A 15,305-nucleotide genomic window follows, 5' to 3' on the forward strand; every position below is an offset into this window, starting at 1 on the left:
AGCGGCGGTCTTCGGCTTCGGACCCGGCTTGCCCTTGGGCTTGGCGGGCGCAGCGACTGCAGGCTTCGCGGCAGCAGCCTTCGGCTTCGGACCGGGTTTACCCTTCGGCTTCACCGGTGCTTTCACGGCCGGCTTCGCAGCAGCGATCTTGGGCTTCGGACCCGGCTTGCCCTTGGGCTTGGCGGGCGCAGCGGCCGCGGGCTTCGCAGCAGCAGCTTTCGGCTTCGGACCGGGTTTAGCCTTCGGCTTGGGACCAGGCTTCGCCTTCGGCGCAACCTTGGCGCCGATGTTCGTCGACGCCGCAAATTTCGTGATCTCGTTGGCGACGTTGCTGGCGAGTTCCTTGGCAATCTTTTCGAAGCCGGCGCGCGACTTGATGTCGTCGACAAAGGTTTGCACGCCGCTCTTGCGCAGCGTCGACGACGCCTGATCGAGCCACTGTCCGAACATCGCTTCCGCACGCGCCTGCAACTGTGCACCGGCGGCGGCGAGATGTTCACCGAAATCCTGACCGGTCGACTGCTTCTTCACAGCCGGCTTCTTCGCAGCCGGTTTGGCAGCGCTAACCTTCTTAGGCTTCTTCGCCTTCGCTACCGTTTCTTTCTTCTTCGCCATCATGATCTCCCATTGACGGATGGAGGACGCTAACATGTCCACAAAATTTGAAAAACTACCAACGCGCAGATAGTTCGTAATAATTGCCATATTCTTGATGGAATTAGTCATGGCAAAACGCAAGACACGATTTCTGAAGGCGCATTCGGTGCTGAGGGCCGATGATGTATAGCAACTGAAACGCGCTCGGTAAGATCAGGTTGCAAAGCTCGGCATCGAACGCGGCGATAGTTTAGGCGAATGTTTCCCGGCAGGCGGACCCGCTCTCGCAGACGCTGCCGGAACATGACTGAGTGGAGGCAGGAATACGATGACGGTCACCAAGCTGATAACACGCCGCATCGAGAAGCCGTGGGGCCGGCGGCATCTCTCACCTTTCTTTGAAGACGTCCCGGAGGGTGATGAAAAGATTGGAGAGATCTGGTTCGAGACTCCCGACGGACGCGACCCTGAACTCCTTATAAAATACCTGTTCACGAGCGAGCGATTGTCCGTGCAGGTGCACCCGGACGACGACGCGGCACGCGCCGCCGGCTATGCGCGCGGGAAGGATGAAGCCTGGCTCGTCCTTGCCGCCGAACCCCACGGCACGGTCGGGCTCGGCACGGTGCGTTCGATGTCTGCAGACGAATTGCGCGACGCTGCCATCGACGGTTCGATCGAACAATTGATCGACTGGAAGCCGGTGAAGGCGGGTGATTTTATTTATTCACCAGCCGGGACGGTCCATGCGATCGGTGCCGGAGTCACCATCGTCGAGATCCAGCAGAACGTCGACCTCACCTATCGACTCTATGATTATGGACGTCCGCGCGAGCTCCACCTCGACGAGGGAGTCGCGGTTTCGAATGCACATCCGTTCTTCGTTTCGGATGAACGTCACGACCTTTCCCGGGGGCGGACGCTGCTGTCGGCGGGCGGGAAATTTGTCGTGGAACGCTGGCGCACCGGCGCGCGCCTGCACCTGCGCCCACCGCGCGATCGGCCCGTCTGGATCACGGTGATCGATGGCCGCGCGGGCGACGCACGGTCGGGCGAGACGCTGCTCGTGGAAGGCGACGCCGATCTCGAAGCCGTGCCCGGCAGCGACCTCCTCGTCTCTTATCCCGGCGGCGAGGTCGCGACGATCCTGGAATTCTGAAAACAGGGTTACGCGCGGCGCGCGGTCTCCAGCGGCTCGCGCGTTACCGGATAGCCGATGCCTTCCGGGATGCAGAGATGCGGCCCGTCGTCGCACATGCGAACCTCGGGCTGCACGGTGACGATCGGCGTTTCCATCGCGTGCGCGATGAGCGCGTCAATGCTCCCGTGCTGCGCGAGGCGTTCGAGATTGCGGCGCGTGGGGAACATCACTTCGGCTTCCTGACGATCCGCGCGCGCGATCGCTTCAGACGGCGTGATCCACCACGAGGTGGTCGCCTCGTTGCCGTCGTGACCGGCGCTTGCCCCTTCGGGAAGGCGCGCGAGATAGAAGCGCGTGTCGTAACGCTTGCCGTGAAGACCGGGCGGCGGCACCCAGCGCGCAAAGGGGAAGAGCACGTCGAGATCGATCTGCTGATCGTGACGCGCGAGGAAATCGGAAAACGACAGCGCGCGCGAAGCGATCGCCGGCTGCGCTTCGATGAAGTCGCGCGGTGCGATTTCCGGCCCGTGCGTGAGCAGAACGCCCGCCTCCTCGAAGCTCTCGCGAACCGCGGCGACGCGCGCTGCGACCTCTTCCAGATCGAGATCGTGGCGGCTCGCAACGAGCCGCGACGCGGCGAGATCCACATCGTGCGCGTCCACCTTGCCGCCCGGAAAGACGATCATCCCCGCTCCGAAACCCATCGTCTTCGCGCGGGTCTGCATGAAGATTTCGGGTGTGCCGTAGCCTTCGCGCAGAAGGATCAGCGTGGCGGCGGGCTTGGCTTCGTCGTTCATAGACATGCGGCGTATGTGGACCCGCAATGCCCGCTTGCCAAGCGGGGCAATGCCTATCATTTTCTCGCGCATGGGCCCGATCGAACTGCTCGGTGTCGCCGCCAGCCTTAGCCTGCTCGCGGGATGGCGGCTCTATGCCACCGTGTTCGCCGCAGGGCTCGGGATGCGTTTCGGCCTCCTTGACCTGCCGCAGCATCTTCAAAGCCTCGATGTTTTTGCCAGTCCCTGGGTGATCGGCGCTGCCGCAATCGGTCTCGTCGTGGAATTCTTCGCCGACAAGATCGCATGGCTCGACAGCATCTGGGATGCGATTCACACCGCGATCCGGCCGCTCGGCGGGGCGCTCATCGCGCTTGCCGTTGTCGATGCGGGAGACCCTGCATGGCAGGTGGCGGCATTCCTGCTGGGCGGCGGCGCGGCGTTCGTTAGCCACAGCGCGAAGGCAAGTGGACGCGCGGTGGTGAACGCAAGCCCGGAACCGTTCTCGAACGTGATCGTTTCGGGTGTGGAGGATATGCTCACCCTCGGCGGGCTGACGCTCACACTTGTCGATCCGGTGCTCGCGGGGATCGTCGCGGTGTCGCTGCTCGCGGTAACCTTACTTCTTCTTTACGCAAGCTGGCGCATCCTGAAGCGCATCGACGTGGTGCTGCGGAAACTCTGAAATGACCTTCATGGAAGATTATACCCGGGATGGTTACGCCATCATCCGGCAGTTCTTTTCGCCTACCGACATCGAACGCATCGGCGCGGCGATCGACGGCATACACGCGGAAGCCGCTGCGCATGGGCGCAGTTTCCGTCACGGCAATCTCTTCTACAAGATCGCGGACGGCGACGTGCGCATGGCGCAGTGGCCATCGTGGCGCAGCGACGTGCTGGACGATGCACGCACCGACCGGCGCTTCGCAGCGCTGCTCGGCCCTGTGATCGGCGGCGACATCAAACAGATCATTAACCAGATTCACTGGAAGCGGCCGGGCGGGAAGGGCGATTTCGCCTTCCATCAGGACTCGCGTTTCCGGCGCCCGCCGGACGCTTACCGCAATCTCGGCGCGAGCTACGTGCAGACCGGCCTCGCAATCGATCCGCACAATGCGCGCTCGGGCGGAATGCGTATCCTGCCCGGCAGCCACCGGCTCGGTGCGCTGGATATGGAAATCGCAGGCGCGGTCATGGATAATGCCGCCGCCGAAGAAACGCTCGTCGCGCTCGGCCTCGATCCCTCGGGGCTCATCGACCTCGATCTCGAACCCGGCGACCTCGCGCTGTGGAGCCCTTATCTCGTGCACGGATCGGGCGCGAACCGTGCCGATCACCACCGGCGCTTCTACATCAACGGCTACGTCCGCGCCGCCGATTGCGACCGCGGCGAATGGGCGTTTCGAGACGGCGAACCCGTTCGGCTGGGTCCCGAACCCGCGCTCGTTCACTACGACCAATTGCGCGAACGGCCGGCGCCGCACTACGTCGATTGATGGGAAAAACAGGAAATCCGGATGGTGGAGCTGAGGGGAATCGAACCCCTGACCTCTGCAGTGCGATTGCAGCGCTCTCCCATCTGAGCTACAGCCCCGATCCGGACGGCGCTCTATAACGATGCCTTCCCGCCGATGCAACGGGGTTTGCGCGGCGTTTGAAAATCGCCTTCAGGCCTGCTCGTTCTTGATGCGCTCGTGGTGCCGGATCACCTCTTCGATAATGAAGCGAAGGAACTTTTCGGCCAGTTCCTCGTCCAGCTTCGCATCGGCGGCGAGCTTCCGCAGCCGCGCGATCTGGCGGGCCTCCCGGTCCGGATCGGCGGGCGGGAGGCCGGCGACGGCCTTGTATTCACCCACGGCCTGCGTGATCTTGAAGCGCTCGGCGAGCATATGGATGAGCGCTGCATCGATGTTGTCGATACTGCTGCGGTATGCAGCGAGGCGGTCATCTGAGCGGTCGTCGGTCATCAGGCTCCCCAAAACGTCGGCGCGTCGATGTGGCGCGGTGACAAAGCGCCGTGGATGTAGCATGGACGAATGACAGCGGAAACGTCATGGGACAAGTCAGAGTCGTGAGCGCCAACATACACAGGTTGAATCCGGCAGAGCCCGCACCGTCCATCGACGGGCTGATGCAGCTGGTGGCGCCCGAGCTGAATTCCGTGAACCAGATCATCTTGGACCGGATGCAAAGCCCGGTGGCGGTGATTCCGGCGCTCGCGGGGCATCTGATTTCGGGCGGCGGCAAGCGCCTGCGGCCGATGCTGACGCTCGCGAGCGCGCGCCTGCTCGGCTATTCGGGCGAACGGCACCACAAGCTCGCGGCGAGCGTGGAGTTCATCCACACCGCGACATTGCTCCACGATGACGTGGTGGACGGATCGGACCTGCGGCGCGGCAAGAAGGCGGCGAACCTCATCTGGGGCAACCAGGCGACCGTGCTTGTCGGCGACTTCCTGTTCAGCCGCGCGTTCGAGCTGATGGTGGAAGACGGCTCGCTGCGCGTCCTCAAGATCCTTTCGAACGCCTCCGCCGTGATCGCGCAGGGCGAGGTCGACCAGCTGATGGTCGCGCGCCAGATCGAAACCAGCGAGGAAAAATACCTGCAGGTGATCACCGCGAAGACGGCGGTGCTGTTCGCCGCCGCCTGCCAGATCGCCGCCGTGGTCGCGGAGCGCGACGAGGCGTGCGAGGCCGCGCTTGAAAGCTTCGGCCGCAACCTCGGCATCGCCTTCCAGCTCGTGGACGACGCGATCGACTACATGTCCGACGCCGAAACCATGGGCAAGGGGCAAGGCGACGACTTCCGCGAAGGCAAGCTGACGCTGCCCGTGATCCTCGCCTATCGCCGCGGCGACGACGAGGCGCGGCGCTTCTGGCGCGACGCGATGGAAGGCCGCCGCAAGTCCGACGAAGACCTCGCCGAAGCGATCGAGAGGCTGAAAACATCAGGTTCGATCGCTGATACGTTGGCGCGCGCGCGGCACTATGGCGAACTCGCCATCGATGCCATCGCCGATATGCCGGCAAGCAGCGCCAAGGTTGCGCTTACCGAAACCGTGCGTTTCGCGATCGCGCGGGCATTCTGAGCGCTTGACGCGCGGCCCGCGGCTGCGCCATTGGCGTTCCCGAGAGCTTTCAAGGACGAGGACAGATGGCTGCCCGGATTTACCAGCGCCCCAAGAACGCGATGCAGAGCGGCAAGGCGCGCATGCAGGAATGGGTGCTGGAGTTCGAGCGCGCGGACCCGCAGCGCCCCGATCCGCTCACCGGCTGGGCAGGCTCCGCCGACACGCGCCGCCAGTTGACGCTGCGCTTCGACAGCGCAGAAGCCGCCAAGGCGTATGCCGAGCGCGAAGGTTTTGCCTACACGGTGCTGCCGCCGCGCACGCACCACCTGAAAATCCAGACGTACGCCGACAATTTCAAATAGCGCGCATTTGCGCTAAGGCCCCTCGCGGGCGCCCGTAGCTCAGTTGGATAGAGCACGAGCCTTCTAAGCTTGGGGTCGCAGGTTCGAATCCTGCCGGGCGCGCCATGATTTTCTGAAGGTATTCCGCATGAATCACAAACGCGGCAGGCCCAGAAACCGTCGTGCGGGCTGCAAGATGTGCAAGCCCTGGAAGGTCAACGGCCATCGCACCGAGCGTCGCGACGGGGAGAAATTCAGCGACCACAGGCGCCGCACGGGCGCGGACGACGTGACACGGGGCGAATAGCTCGCCGTCGCCGCTAGTCCGACCTCTCTCGCGAATTGCCACGACGATCCCGGCGATCGCGCCAATCGCCACGGTCGCGGTCCGGCCTTGTCATGCGCGGGCTTTCGCGACCCCGATCGGCGTTCACGCGTCGATCCCGATCGCGATCACGCCATTTCTGACGGTCGGACCGGTCCCACTTTCCATCGTGCCGATCGCGATGACCGGCATAACGATCGCGTTGGCGCTCCATCCAGTAATCGCGTTGCCGCGCATTCCAGCGATGGCGTTTTCCTGCGCGGTCGAGCACGTAGTAACCGCTGCCGGGGTAATAATAGCCATCGTACCAGCCATAGCCGTAGCGGGGATAATCATAGCCGTAGCGGTCGTAGTAGCCGCCGTGGCCAACCGAAACGCCCGCTCTGCCGTATCCGTCGTACATGCAGCCGCCGAGGGCGACTGCAGACAGCAGCACAAGTGCGCTCGTTACGCCTCTTCGAATAGTATTCATGGCCTTCTCCTGCAGTCCAGTGGGCCATGAAGCGCCTGAACCGCAGGTGAAGCCGAGCGCCAAAAAAGACGCCGGCTCCGTTCGGGAGGCCGGCGTTCAGGTGTTGCATTGGGGTCAATGCACTGAACCTAAACGCCTATTGGACGAAATGTTTCCGCCGCCTCAGATGGTGAGGCAGAGGTACTTCATCTCGACATATTCATCGATGCCGTAGCGCGAGCCTTCGCGGCCGAGGCCGGACTGCTTGACGCCGCCGAACGGCGCGACCTCCGTGGAGAGGATGCCCGAGTTGACGCAGACCATGCCCGACTCGATCGCCTCCGCCACGCGCCAGACGCGGGAGAGGTTGTTCGAGAAGAAATAAGCGGCGAGGCCGAACTCGCTGTCGTTCGCCATCGCGATGGCGTCCTCTTCGGTTTCGAAGCGGATGACGGGGGCCAGCGGCCCGAAGGTCTCTTCGTGTGCGACAAGCATGTCCTGCGTGACGTTCGCGAGCACGGTCGGCTCGAAGAACGAGCCCCCGAGCGCGTGGCGCTTGCCGCCGGCGAGAATCTTCGCGCCCTTGCCGGTGGCGTCGGCGATGTGCTCCTCGACCTTCTCGACAGCGGCTTCGTTGATGAGTGGGCCCTGTTCGGTCCCGTCTTCAAGCCCGCTGCCGACCTTGAGCTTCGCAGCGGCCGCGGCGAGCTTCTCGACGAATTCATCGTAAACCCCGGCCTGCGCGTAAAGGCGGTTCGAACAGACGCAGGTCTGGCCCGAATTGCGGTACTTGGAGGCGATGGCGCCGACAACGGCAGCGTCCACGTCCGCATCGTCGAACACGATGAAGGGGGCGTTGCCGCCAAGTTCGAGGCTGAGCTTCTTGATGGTATCCGCGGACTGTTTCATCAGCAGGCGACCGATCTCGGTGGACCCGGTGAAAGACAGCTTGCGCACGATGGGATTGGAGGTCAGTTCGCCGCCAATCGCCGAAGCTTTGCCGGTCAGCACGTTGAACACACCCTTCGGAAGTCCCGCCTCTTCGGCCAGCACGGCGAGCGCGAAGGCGGAATAAGGCGTTTCGGTGGCGGGCTTCAGCACGATGGGGCAGCCGGCGGCGAGCGCCGGGCCGGCCTTGCGCGTGATCATCGCGTTCGGGAAGTTCCACGGCGTGATCGCGGCGGCCACACCGATCGGCTGCTTCAGCACGACGATGCGCTTGTCCGCCATGTGGCCGGGGATAACGTCGCCGTAGAGGCGCTTTCCTTCCTCGGCGAACCATTCGATGAACGCGGCGCCGTAGGCGATCTCGCCGCGTGCTTCGGCAAGGCTCTTGCCCTGTTCGAGCGTGAGCAGGCGGGCGAGTTCCTCCTGATTGGCCATGATGAGCTCGTACCAGCGGCGGAGGATGACGGCGCGCTCCTTCGCCGTCTTCGCGCGCCATGCGGGCCACGCGCGGTTTGCGGCCTCCACGGCGCGCTTCGTTTCCGCAGCGCCGCAGTTCGGAACGGTGCCGAGAACCTCGCCGGTGGCCGGGTTCGTGACCTCTATCGTCTCGCCGCTGTCTGCCTTCACCCATTCCCCGTCGATGTAGCAGGCTTCGCGAAGCAGCGGCGAACGGGTCATGGAGGCTCTCCTTTTACAGGGCTTTCAGTTTCGGCATGGCCAAATCCAGCGAACGGCGGATGATGTCAACCAGATCGTCGATTTGCTGGCGTGAGATGATGAGCGGCGGCGACATGACGATGGTGTCGCGAATGCCGCGCACCATCAGGCCGTTTTCGATGCAGAAGTCGCGCACGACCGGGCCGGCATTGCCTTCCTTGCCGCCGAAGCGCGCGGCTGTCTTCTTGTCCGCGACGATCTCAACCCCGCCGAGCAGGCCGATCGAGCGCGTTTCGCCGACGAGCGGATGGTCGTCGAGGCGCTTCAGCGCGGCGTTCAGATAGGGGCCGACATCATCGCGAACCTTGCCGACGAGGTTCTCGCGTTCGATGATCTCGATGTTGCGGAGCGCGACGGCCGCGCAGACCGGGTGGCCGGAATAGGTAAAACCGTGGACGAAATCGCCACCGGTCTTGAGCACGTCCACGACGTCCGACGACACCGCGACCGCCGAGATGGGGAGATAGCCCGAGGAGAGTCCCTTGGCCATCGGGACGAGATCGGGCGTGAAGCCGAGCGTCTGGTGGCCGAACCACTCGCCGGTGCGCCCAAAGCCGCAGATCACCTCGTCCGCGACGAGGAGGATGCCGTACTTGCGGCAGATGCGCTCGACTTCCTGCCAGTAGCCTTCGGGCGGGATGATGACGCCGCCCGCGCCCTGCACGGGCTCGCCGACGAACGCAGCGACGTTCTCGGGGCCGACTTGCAGGATGCGGTCCTCGATCGCCTGCGCGCAGAGCTTGCCGAATTCGCGCGGCTCCATGTCGCGGCCCTCGCCGAACCAGTAGGGCTGGCGGACATGCTCGATGCCGGGGATCGGGAGATCGCCTTGCGCGTGCATCGCCTTCATGCCGCCGAGGCTGACGCCCGCGACGGTGGAGCCGTGATAGGCGTTCCAGCGGCTGATGAAGATCTTGCGGCTGGGCTCACCCTTCACCTGCCAGTAGTGGCGCACCATGCGGAACACGGTGTCGTTCGCTTCGGAGCCCGAGGCGTTGAAGAACACGTGCTGGAGCTTGCCGCCGGTGAGGCCCGCGATCTTCGCCGCGAGTTCGATCGTAGGCGGTGTCGCGGTCTTGAAGAAGGTGTTGTAGAAGGGAAGCTCACGCATCTGCTCGGCGGCGACGTCTGCAAGCTCTTCGCGGCCGTAGCCGACGTTGACGCACCAGAGTCCCGCCATGCCATCGAGGATGCGGTTACCGTCGCCGTCAGTGATGTAGCAGCCTTCAGCGTGCGTCACGATGCGGCTGCCGCCCATGTCCTCGATCAACTTGTAATCCTGCTGCGCGGGCAGGTGGTGCGCGACATCGAGACGGCGCAGCGCGGGAATGTCGTAGTTCTTGCGGACGGCGGTCATGCTGTTCCCCTGAGAGTCTGGCCAAGAAGTTTGAAGAAGATCTGGCTGTCCGGGTTTGCTTCCGGGTGCCATTCGGGATGCCACTGGACGGCAACGACGGGCGATTTGCCGATGGTCGCCGAGTAGGCCTCGACGAGCCCGTCCGGTGCGGTCGCTTCCACGCTCAGGCTATCGGCGAGGCGGCCTATGCCCTGGAAGTGAACGGAGTTCACATCGAGTGACGGCGTATCGTAGGTGCGCGCGAGGATGCCGCCGGGGACGAGATCGACGCGGTGGCGGTGATCGAACATCGCGTCGAACGAAACGTCGTCCGGTGCGTGATGGTGGATGAGATCGTCGCTTGCGGAGGTGTCGCGGCGAAGGCTTCCGCCGAGCGCGACGTTGATTTCCTGAAAGCCGCGGCAGATGCCGAACACGGGACGCCCGCGCCCGATCATCGCATCCACCATCGACAGTGCGATCTCGTCGCGGCCGGGATCGAACGGGCCATCGCCGCCTTCATCGGCATAGCGGCTGCCCTCGATGTTCGAGGGGCTGCCGGTGAGGAGCACCCCGTCGAGACGCGGGGCGACTTCTGCGGCGGTCATCAGGTCCGGCAGGGCGGGGATCAGCAGCGCCGCAACATCGGCATAGGTCATCGCTGCGCGTACGTAGCGCTCCATCACCGCCTGCGCCGGCTCGGTGCCGACAATACGGTTGCAGCAGATAATACCAAGGACGGGGCGGGCTGTAGTCATACTCAGTGCTTTATCATGACATGCCGCGTCGCGAGATAGTGTTCGAGGCTGTAGACCGAAAGATCGGAGCCGTAGCCCGACGCCTTCACGCCGCCGTGCGGCATTTCGGTGGCGTTCACCGAGTGCGTGTTGATCCACGTGACGCCGTATTGCAGCCGCGCGGCGAACGCCGCGGCCTTGCCGACATCGCGCGTCCATACCGAGGAGGCGAGGCCGTATTCGCTGTCGTTCGCCCAGTCGAGCGCCTGGCTGTCTTCATCGAAGCGTGTGACCGAGACGACCGGGCCGAACACCTCTTTCTGCACGATCTCGTCGCTGTTCTTCGCGCCCGCGACGAGCGTCGGCTGATAGAAGAAGCCGGGGCCGTCCGGCGCCGCGCCGCCGGTGACGACCTCCGCATCCGTATCGGCGGCGGCGCGGGCGACGAAGCCGTCCACGCGGTCGCGCTGGCGGGCGGTGATGAGCGGGCCGAGCGCGGTGCCGGGCGCAGACGGGTCACCCATCGGGATCGCCTCGACCGCGCGCTGAAGTTCGGCGACTAGCCGGTCGTGGATGCTCGCATGGGCATAGACGCGGCAGGCGGCGGTGCAGTCCTGACCGGCATTATAATAGCCGCCTTCCGCGATAGCCTCGACCGCCGCAGCGATGTCCGCATCTGCCAGCACGATCACGGGTGCCTTGCCACCGAGCTCGAAATGCGTGCGCTTGATGGTGGGGGCGACGGCTTCCATGATCTTCCGGCCCGTTGCGACATCGCCTGTAAGCGACACCATGCGCACGCGCGGATGCGCGACGAGGCGCGCGCCGACGTTCGGCCCGTTGCCTGTAACGACGTTGACGACGCCCGCGGGCAGAAACTCGGCGCACACTTCGGCGAGCCGCAGCGCGGTCAGCGGCGTGTGCTCGGAGGGCTTCAGCACCACGGTGTTGCCCGCGGCGATGGCAGGCGCGATCTTCCACGATGCCATCATCAGCGGGTAGTTCCACGGCGCGATGCCGACGACGACGCCAATGGGATCGCGGCGGATCATCGAGGTGTGGCCGGGCTTGTATTCAGCCGCCGCCTGACCGGGGATGGCGCGCGCTGCGCCCGCATAGAAACGGAACACGTCGATGGTGTTGCCCACGTCGACGGCGCGCGCGGTGCCGATCGGCTTGCCGCAGTTGCGCATTTCAAGCTCGGCGAATTCATCCGCCCGCGCCTCGATCCTGTCGGCGATACGGAGCATCCTCAGCGAGCGTTCCTTGGGCGACATTGCTGACCAAACCGCGAAACCGCGCTCGGCGGAAGCAATGGCGGCATCGACCTGCGCTCGGCTTGCACTGTTCAACGTGGCGAGTGTGGCGCCTGTCGCCGGATTGAAAACCGGCTCGTGCGCGTCTTCGCCGTCGAGGGCGTGTCCGTCGATAAACTGGCTGGTCCGGTCGGTCATGAGGGATCGGCTTTCCGCGTGAGAGATCGACCGGACGATAGGGATGGGGCCGCCTCATCGGAAATACGAAATGATACATACTACCTATCGGTTTTCCCGATAGCTTAGCGGAAATCCTCGCGTGCGATGATTCTGGCTCGCATCCCTGCGAGCCACGCTTTCGCTTCGGGCAGGCCGGCGACCTTGGGACCGGTATTTATCGGGACTGTACGCCCGGTCTTTTCTTTCCCCACGGGCGGCGAATAGACCCACACTATGCCGCCACTATCTGAAGCGGCCTGTTCATACAGACGTTTCGCCTTGCGATAACTTTGTGGAACCCCGAGCCCCGCCTCAAAGCGTTTTCCAAGCGCGAGTTGGGCGTATTTGTCCCCCGCCATTGCGCGCCTGGCCTCTTCCTGGACCAAGGGCGACGCCGCGCCAGGTTGCAGCGCGATATCGGCATAGGGATCAACGGCGCAGCCCACGAGCAGAGCTGCGACAGCGATGGAAAGATGATGGCGCGGCAGGACTGTGCGCCGATTCAGGATAGCAGCACCACCGGGCTCGATCCGTGCCACGAAAGCCAGACCTTGTCATCCCAGGTGAAATCTTCCTGATCGTAGCGCGACAGGTTGGGGCGGGAGACGCGGATAACGCGGCCCGAATCGAGCTTCACCTCGTAGATCGTGATGTCGCCGAGATAGGACATGCCGCGGATTTGGCCGTGGGCAATGTTGTCGCCTTCCGGGCATTCAGGGGCGCTGGGCTTGCCCTTCGCTTCGGGAATCATGGCGATCTTTTCCGGGCGGAGCGCGACATGGATATTCGCATCGTGGGGGCCGGTGACGCCGTGGTTCAAATAGATGCGGCCGATCTCCGGGGCGTTGACGACAGCCCTGTCAGGCTCATCTACCACTAGTCGGCCGTCGAACAGGTTCACCGATCCGATGAAGTCCGCCACAAAGCGATTCGTGGGGAATTCGTAGAGGTCGGACGGAGTGGCGAGCTGGGCGACGAGCCCCCTGTTGATGACGGCGATACGGCCCGCCATCGAGAGTGCTTCGTCCTGATCGTGCGTCACCGTGACGAAGGTGATGCCAACCTGCTCCTGAAGATCGGCAAGCTCGAACTGCATCGCCGCGCGCAGCTTCGCGTCGAGCGCCGAGAGTGGCTCGTCGAGCAGCAGCACCTTCGGGCGCATGACGAGCGAGCGGGCAAGCGCGACACGCTGGCGCTGACCGCCCGAAAGTTGATCGGGACGGCGGCCGCCGAAGCCGTCGAGCTTCACGAGCGCGAGCGCTTCCTCGACGCGCGATTTAATCTCGGACGAGGGGACGCGCGCGATGCGCAGGCCGTAGCCGACATTCTCCGTCACCGTCATGTGCGGGAACACGGCGTAGGATTGGAACACCATGTTCACCGGGCGCTTGTTTGGTGGCACGTGCGCCATGTCCTGCCCGTCGATGACGATGCGGCCTTCCGTCGGCACTTCGAAGCCGGCGATCATGCGTAGCAGCGTGGTCTTGCCGCAGCCCGAAGGGCCGAGCAGCACGAAGAATTCGCCGGGCATTATATCGAGCGAGACATTGTCCACCGCCGCCACCGCGCCGAAGCGCTTGGTGACGTTCTGGATGCTGATGATGGGCTGTTTGGGTGCGGTCGCCATGGGAATCAGTGGCCTTGCGGGGTTCCGCCCATCCGGCTTTGCACCTTCAGGGCTATGGTCGTGAGAATGACGGTGAGCGCGATGAGCAGAGCGGAGGCGGCGTTCACCTCCGGCGTCACCGAGAAGCGGACCATCGAATAGACCTTCACCGGGAAGGTGATGGTGTTCGGCCCGCTGGTGAAGAAGGTGATGACGAAATCATCGAGGCTGAGCGTGAAGGCGAGGAGCGCACCGGCAACGAGGCCCGGCTTCATGTGCGGCAGCAGCACATCGCGGAACGCCTGCCATTCGCTGGCACCGAGGTCTTTCGCGGCTTCCTCCTCCTCGCGGTTGAAGCTGGTGAGGCGCGAACGCACCACCATCGTGACGAACGGAAAGCAGAAGGTGATGTGCGCGATGATGATCGCGCCGAGGCTCAGCGGCCACGGAAGGTCCGTTGGGAAGCCGATCTTCGCGAAGAACACCAGCATCGCGACGCCCATGCAGATTTCCGGCACGACGATGGGCAGCGCCATGGCGCCTTCGGTCGCGGTCTTGCCCGGGAAGCGGAAGCGCCAGAGCATCACGGCGGCGAGCGCGCCGAGGACGACGCTGACGATGGTGCTGAGAAACGCGATGGTGAGCGAATTGCCCATCGCGATCATCAGCGAGTCGTTGTTCAGCGCCTTCTCGTAATAGTCGAGCGTGAAGCCGCGCCACACGATGTTGCGCTTGCTGTCGTTGAAGCTGAACGCGACGAGTGTGATGAGCGGCGCATAAAGGAAGAACAGCACGACGCCGACCCACGCGCGCATCCACAGGCGCTTCGTGTATTCGAGCGGGGCGAGCGGGACGCGGGCTTTGAAGAGGCTCATTGGCGGCGCTCCGCCTGGCGCGATTTCATGGCTTGGAACGCGATGGCGATGAAGGTTGCGTACATCAGAAGGAACGACAGCGCCGCGCCAAACGGCCAGTCATTGGCGCGTTTGAACTGACGCTCGATCACGTTGGCGATCATCTGGCTGTCCGTGCCGCCGAGGAGGTCTGGCGTCAGATACGCGCCGAGCGCGGGCACGAACGTGATGATGACGCCCGAGATGATGCCCGGCGCGGCAAGCGGCGCCACGATGCTGAGCAGCGTGCGGACGTGTCCGGCGCCAAGATCGAGGCTCGCTTCGATGAGCGATTTGTCGAGCCGGTCGAGCGCCGCGTAGAGCGGCAGCACCATGAACGGCAGGTGGACGTAGACGAGGCCGAGGACGACCGCGAAATTATTGTAAAGGAGCGGGAGCGGCTCGAACGTTCCGAGCGGCTGGAGACCGGCGAAGGTCATCAGCCCGCTCCATTTGTCCCACATCCAGCCGATGGTCTGGTTCGCGTAGCCTTCCCTCCGCAGCACCGCCATCAGCGCATAGGTGCGGATGAGGAGGTTCGTCCAGAACGGCAGCATGATCGCGAGCAGCAGCCACGGGCGCCATTTCGGTGTCGCGAAGACGATAGCGAGCGCGACCGGGAAACCCACCACGAGGCAGATGACCGTGGTAAGCGCCGCGACGCCCACGGATTTGACGAAAATGCCGAGATACAGGGGTTCGAGTGCGCGCGCATAATTGGCGAACGTGCCGCTGATATCGATTTCGGTGAGGCCGACGTTGCGGCCGAAACTATAGAGCCAGACGAGACCGAGGGGGACGATGAAGAAGAGGATAAGCCAAAGAATGGGCACGCTCGCGATGCTTGCGAACGTCGCCCGGTTCAGCTTCCAGTCCTGCATCTCGCGCC

Annotated in this window: 17 protein-coding genes and 2 tRNA genes; 6 read left to right on the plus strand and 13 right to left on the minus strand. The window is 64.0% G+C overall.

Going from position 1 to position 15,305, the window contains the following annotated elements; translation table 11 throughout:
* On the minus strand, positions 1-738 hold a 738-nt coding region (locus AAC014_RS16780; protein ID WP_339710815.1), incomplete at its 3' end, for a hypothetical protein.
* A gap of 187 nt (positions 739-925) precedes the next feature.
* Here AAC014_RS16780 and AAC014_RS16785 point away from each other — a divergent pair.
* The gene (locus AAC014_RS16785) at positions 926-1,756 is read left to right on the plus strand and encodes a class I mannose-6-phosphate isomerase (RefSeq protein WP_339710818.1); all 831 of its coding nucleotides are present in this window, start codon (positions 926-928) and stop codon (positions 1,754-1,756) included.
* Between the two features lie 8 nt (positions 1,757-1,764).
* Here the strand turns inward: AAC014_RS16785 and AAC014_RS16790 are convergent, their stop codons facing one another.
* A complete protein-coding gene (locus AAC014_RS16790; protein ID WP_339710820.1) occupies positions 1,765-2,535 on the minus strand; it encodes an NUDIX domain-containing protein in 771 nt (256 codons plus the stop codon).
* Positions 2,536-2,584: 49 nt separating this feature from the next.
* On the opposite strand from AAC014_RS16790, the gene AAC014_RS16795 reads away from it, so the two are divergent.
* Both AAC014_RS16795 and AAC014_RS16800 read left to right on the plus strand, forming a co-directional pair.
* Positions 2,585-3,199, plus strand: a complete 615-nt coding sequence (locus tag AAC014_RS16795) for a DUF4126 domain-containing protein (protein ID WP_339710823.1) — start codon at positions 2,585-2,587, stop codon at positions 3,197-3,199.
* A gap of 1 nt (position 3,200) precedes the next feature.
* Complete coding sequence (locus AAC014_RS16800) at positions 3,201-4,013, plus strand: phytanoyl-CoA dioxygenase family protein (RefSeq protein WP_339710826.1); 813 nt, start codon at positions 3,201-3,203, stop codon at positions 4,011-4,013.
* A gap of 22 nt (positions 4,014-4,035) precedes the next feature.
* Here the strand turns inward: AAC014_RS16800 and AAC014_RS16805 are convergent.
* Both AAC014_RS16805 and AAC014_RS16810 read right to left on the minus strand, forming a co-directional pair.
* Positions 4,036-4,111, minus strand: a tRNA-Ala gene (locus AAC014_RS16805).
* Between the two features lie 73 nt (positions 4,112-4,184).
* Positions 4,185-4,484: a chorismate mutase gene (locus tag AAC014_RS16810; protein WP_339710829.1), complete on the minus strand. Its 300-nt coding sequence runs from the start codon at positions 4,482-4,484 to the stop codon at positions 4,185-4,187.
* A 104-nt stretch (positions 4,485-4,588) separates the two neighbouring features.
* Between AAC014_RS16810 and AAC014_RS16815 the strand changes: the two genes are divergently transcribed.
* The 3 genes from AAC014_RS16815 to AAC014_RS16825 all read left to right on the plus strand — a co-directional run bounded on the left by AAC014_RS16815 (position 4,589) and on the right by AAC014_RS16825 (position 6,054).
* Complete coding sequence (locus AAC014_RS16815) at positions 4,589-5,605, plus strand: polyprenyl synthetase family protein (protein ID WP_339710960.1); 1,017 nt, start codon at positions 4,589-4,591, stop codon at positions 5,603-5,605.
* A 65-nt stretch (positions 5,606-5,670) separates the two neighbouring features.
* Positions 5,671-5,949 carry an ETC complex I subunit gene (locus tag AAC014_RS16820; RefSeq protein ID WP_339710832.1) on the plus strand — a complete coding sequence of 93 codons (279 nt, stop codon included), beginning with the start codon at positions 5,671-5,673 and terminating at the stop codon, positions 5,947-5,949.
* A 28-nt stretch (positions 5,950-5,977) separates the two neighbouring features.
* Positions 5,978-6,054: transfer RNA gene (locus AAC014_RS16825), tRNA-Arg, on the plus strand.
* A 194-nt stretch (positions 6,055-6,248) separates the two neighbouring features.
* Here AAC014_RS16825 and AAC014_RS16830 read toward each other — a convergent pair.
* From AAC014_RS16830 to AAC014_RS16870, 9 genes are all read right to left on the minus strand, one after another.
* Complete coding sequence (locus AAC014_RS16830) at positions 6,249-6,725, minus strand: hypothetical protein (RefSeq protein WP_339710835.1); 477 nt, start codon at positions 6,723-6,725, stop codon at positions 6,249-6,251.
* A 162-nt stretch (positions 6,726-6,887) separates the two neighbouring features.
* Positions 6,888-8,330, minus strand: a complete 1,443-nt coding sequence (gene gabD / locus AAC014_RS16835) for an NADP-dependent succinate-semialdehyde dehydrogenase (RefSeq protein WP_339710837.1) — start codon at positions 8,328-8,330, stop codon at positions 6,888-6,890.
* 13 nt (positions 8,331-8,343) lie between these two features.
* The gene (locus AAC014_RS16840; protein ID WP_339710840.1) at positions 8,344-9,726 is read right to left on the minus strand and encodes an aspartate aminotransferase family protein; all 1,383 of its coding nucleotides are present in this window, start codon (positions 9,724-9,726) and stop codon (positions 8,344-8,346) included.
* Positions 9,723-10,463, minus strand: a complete 741-nt coding sequence (locus AAC014_RS16845) for a gamma-glutamyl-gamma-aminobutyrate hydrolase family protein (RefSeq protein WP_339710842.1) — start codon at positions 10,461-10,463, stop codon at positions 9,723-9,725. Before AAC014_RS16845 ends, AAC014_RS16840 begins: the two co-directional genes overlap by 4 nt.
* 2 nt (positions 10,464-10,465) lie before the next feature.
* The gene (locus AAC014_RS16850; protein ID WP_339710845.1) at positions 10,466-11,896 is read right to left on the minus strand and encodes a gamma-aminobutyraldehyde dehydrogenase; all 1,431 of its coding nucleotides are present in this window, start codon (positions 11,894-11,896) and stop codon (positions 10,466-10,468) included.
* Positions 11,897-12,000: 104 nt separating this feature from the next.
* Entirely contained in the window at positions 12,001-12,456 is a 456-nt protein-coding gene (locus AAC014_RS16855) for an SEL1-like repeat protein (protein WP_339710848.1), read from the minus strand.
* The gene (locus AAC014_RS16860) at positions 12,420-13,544 is read right to left on the minus strand and encodes an ABC transporter ATP-binding protein (protein ID WP_339710850.1); all 1,125 of its coding nucleotides are present in this window, start codon (positions 13,542-13,544) and stop codon (positions 12,420-12,422) included. Before AAC014_RS16860 ends, AAC014_RS16855 begins: the two co-directional genes overlap by 37 nt.
* Before the next feature lie 5 nt (positions 13,545-13,549).
* Complete coding sequence (locus tag AAC014_RS16865) at positions 13,550-14,398, minus strand: ABC transporter permease (protein WP_339710853.1); 849 nt, start codon at positions 14,396-14,398, stop codon at positions 13,550-13,552.
* Positions 14,395-15,297, minus strand: coding sequence for an ABC transporter permease (locus tag AAC014_RS16870; protein ID WP_339710856.1), 903 nt, complete (start codon positions 15,295-15,297; stop codon positions 14,395-14,397). Before AAC014_RS16870 ends, AAC014_RS16865 begins: the two co-directional genes overlap by 4 nt.
* Between the last annotated feature and the right edge of the window lie 8 nt (positions 15,298-15,305).

Origin of the sequence: uncultured Sphingosinicella sp., from assembly GCF_963974575.1 — a bacterium.
Classification (GTDB): Bacteria; Pseudomonadota; Alphaproteobacteria; order Sphingomonadales; family Sphingomonadaceae; genus Sphingosinicella.